This window comes from Mycobacterium sp. TH-M15 (assembly GCF_057473705.1).
Genome location: NZ_JBYCLB010000432.1, coordinates 1 through 2,525 on the forward strand (window position 1 = coordinate 1; position 2,525 = coordinate 2,525).

The 2,525-nt window shown below is 68.4% G+C and carries 3 protein-coding genes; all 3 read left to right on the plus strand.

Translation table 11 applies throughout. From position 1 onward, the window contains the following. Positions 1-952 (plus strand): molybdopterin molybdotransferase MoeA (locus AC2VNT_RS10440; protein WP_486946785.1); only part of this gene is annotated, 952 nt, incomplete at its 5' end. Between the two features lie 35 nt (positions 953-987). Continuing rightward, positions 988-1,719 (plus strand): phosphatidylserine decarboxylase, encoded by a 732-nt coding sequence (locus AC2VNT_RS10445; protein WP_047313698.1) that lies wholly within the window; start codon positions 988-990, stop codon positions 1,717-1,719. Next, positions 1,716-2,525, plus strand: an 810-nt coding sequence (gene pssA, locus AC2VNT_RS10450) for a CDP-diacylglycerol--serine O-phosphatidyltransferase (protein WP_486946786.1), incomplete at its 3' end; no start/stop codon positions are given. The genes AC2VNT_RS10445 and pssA, both read left to right, overlap by 4 nt.

Below are 2,525 nucleotides of genomic sequence, written 5' to 3' on the forward strand. Positions count from 1 at the left end.
CGGCGCCCCGATACCGGCGGGGGCGACGGCCATCGTGCCGGTCGAAGACACCGACGGCGGGCTGGTCTCGGTGGCGATCCGGCAGACCGCCCCACCCGGCAAGCACATTCGGCCGGCCGGCGAAGATGTTGTCCTCGGCAGTACCGTGCTTCGGGCGGGCCAGCTGGTGACACCGGCCATGCTCGGTTTGGCCGCGGCGCTGGGTGTGGCAGAACTCAACGTGATCCCGCGACAGCGGGTGCTGGTGATCTCCACCGGGTCCGAGCTGGTGTCGCCGGGCACCCCGCTACGGCCGGGGCAGATCTATGAATCCAACTCAATCATGCTGGCCGGGGCCGTTCGCGACGCCGGGGCGACCGTGGTCGCTACCGCCACCGCCGGCGATGACGTCACGCAGTTCAGCGCGATCCTGGACCGCTACGCCGGCACGGAAAACCACGTCGACCTGATCATCACCAGCGGAGGAGTCAGCGCCGGCGCCTATGAGGTCGTCAAAGACGCGTTCGGCCGGCACGGCTCCCAAGACCAAAACCATGGCGTGGAATTCGTCAAGGTCGCGATGCAGCCGGGAATGCCGCAGGGCATCGGACGGGTGGCCGGCACGCCGATCGTCACGCTGCCCGGCAACCCGGTCAGCGCACTGGTGTCCTTCGAGGTCTTCATCCGTCCGGCGCTGCGTATGGCCATGCACCTGCCTGATCCGGAACGCCCGCGCCGGCCCGCGGTGCTCACCGAGACGCTGACCTCACCACGTGGCAAGCGGCAGTTCCGGCGCGCGCTGCTCCATCCCGCCGAGGATGCAGTCGGCGGAGTCGACACCGTCACCAGTTATGGCCCACCGGCGTCGCACCACTTGCGTTGGCTGGCGTCGGCCAATGGTCTGCTGGACATCCCAGAGGACGTCGTGGAAGTGTCCGCCGGGACTCAACTGCAAGTCTGGGATCTCAGATAACGACGCCGGGCGCTGCGGCTCCGTAAGATGACCGGGTGGCACGACGCCCCCGCACCGAATCCTCGAAGGAAGGCCCTGCGCACCTACTGGAGTTGGTGCGCTCCGCCGTTCCGCCGGTTCACCCTGCCGGGCACCCGTTCATCTCCGCTGGCTTGGCGGTGGCCTCGGCTGGGGTGATGGGGCAGGCCGTCACCGGACGTGACTTGCGCTGGCTGCGCCGCGCGGGGTTGCTGGCGGCCGGTGCCTGTGCAGCGTTCTTCCGTCACCCACCACGGGTGCCACCCACCCGCGCCGGTGTCGTCGTCGCCCCCGCCGACGGCGTGATCTGCGTCATTGACTCCGCCGCGCCGCCCGCCGAACTCAGCATGGGCGACCTGCCGCTGCCGCGGGTCAGCATCTTCCTGTCGCTGTTGGACGCGCACGTGCAGCGGGCGCCGGTGAGCGGCGAGGTGATCGCCGTGCAGCACCAGCCGGGCCGCTTTGGATCAGCCGATCTGACCTCAGCGAGCATCGAGAACGAACGCACCAGCGTGCGAATCCGGACGACCAGTGGTGCTGAGGTGGTGGTGGTGCAGATCGCGGGCCTGCTGGCCCGCCGAATCGTGTGCGATGCGCACCTGGGCGACAAGCTGACGATCGGCGACACCTACGGACTGATCCGGTTCGGCTCCCGGCTGGACACTTACCTGCCACCGGGTACCGAGCCGGTCGTCCAGGTGGGCCAGCGTGCGGTCGCCGGCGAGACGGTGCTGGCCGACCTGCCATGACCAGCAAGCCCCGGGGCAGGCGAGCGGTAAACCTGCAGATCCTGCCCAGCTCGATGACGGTGCTATCTATCTGCGCGGGGTTGACCTCCATCAGATTCGCCCTAGAGCACCAGCCGAAGGCTGCGATAGCACTGATCGCTGCGGCCGCCATCCTCGACGGACTGGATGGCCGGGTCGCGCGCATCCTGGACGCCGAGTCGCGGATGGGCGAAGAAATCGATTCGCTAGCCGACGCGGTGAACTTCGGGGTGGCGCCCGCGGTGGTGCTCTACGCGACGATGTTGTCGACGGCGCCGGTCGGTTGGGTAGCGGTGCTGCTGTACGCGGTGTGCGTGGTGTTGCGGTTGGCGAGGTTCAACGCGCTGCTCGACGACGGGACCCAGCCCGCCTATGCCCGCGAATTCTTCGTCGGGATGCCGGCCCCGGCGGGTGCGGTCTCGGTGATCGGTTTGCTCGCCCTGAAGTTGCAGTTCGGTGATGGCTGGTGGACGTCCACCTGGTTCCTCTGCGTCTGGGTGACGGGGACGTCGATGCTTCTGGTCAGTCGAATCCCGATGAAAAAGATGCACGCCGTGTCCGTGCCGCCGAACTACGCGGCCGTGTTGCTGGCGATGCTGGCGATCTTTGCGGCGGCCGCAGTGCTGGCCCCCTACCTGTTGATCTGGGTGATCATCCTCGCCTACCTATGCCACATCCCGTTCGCGATCCGCAACCAGCGCTGGCTTGCCGCGCACCCTGAGGTGTGGGACGACAAACCCAAGCAGCGGCGGGCCGCACGGCGCGCGACCCGCCGGGCGCGTCCGAAC